Source organism: Streptococcus sp. OH4692_COT-348, from assembly GCF_003859975.1.
Lineage (GTDB): Bacteria > Bacillota > Bacilli > Lactobacillales > Streptococcaceae > Streptococcus.
Genome location: NZ_RQZB01000053.1, coordinates 1 through 565 on the forward strand (window position 1 = coordinate 1; position 565 = coordinate 565).

A 565-nucleotide genomic window follows, 5' to 3' on the forward strand; every position below is an offset into this window, starting at 1 on the left:
CCGCAAACAGCATATTCAGGCAAAATCGAGGCTAAAGGTACTCAAGAAACTGATAAAGAGGGTGAATCCTTAGTTCAAGAACCGCAAACAGTATATTCAGGAAAAATTGAAGCCAAAGGCACTCAGGAGACTGGTAAAGAGGGCGAATCCTTAGTTCAAGAACCGCAAGCAGCATATACTGGAAAGATTGAGTCCAAAGGCACTCAAGAGACTGGTAAAGAGGGCGAATCCTTAGTTCAAGAACCGCAAACAGCATATTCAGGCAAAATCGAGGCTAAAGGTACTCAAGAACCTGGTAAAGAGGGCGAGTCCTTAGTTCAAGAACCACAGGAAGCATATACAGGAAAGGTTGAGGCTAAAGGTACTCAAGAAACTGGTAAAGAAGGAGAATCTTTAGTTCAAGAACCGCAAGTAGCATATTCAGGAAAAATTGAAGCCAAAGGCACTCAGAAACCCGGTAAAGAGGGCGAATCCTTAGTTCAAGAACCGCAAACAGCATATTCAGGCAAAATCGAGGCTAAAGGTACTCAAGAAACTGATAAAGAGGGTGAATCCTTAGTTCAAG

Annotated in this window: 1 protein-coding gene; it reads left to right on the forward strand. The window is 43.0% G+C overall.

Annotation, left to right across the window (positions count from 1 at the left end; genetic code table 11):
* Positions 1-565 (forward strand): hypothetical protein (locus EII37_RS10835; protein WP_142997538.1); only part of this gene is annotated, 565 nt, incomplete at both ends.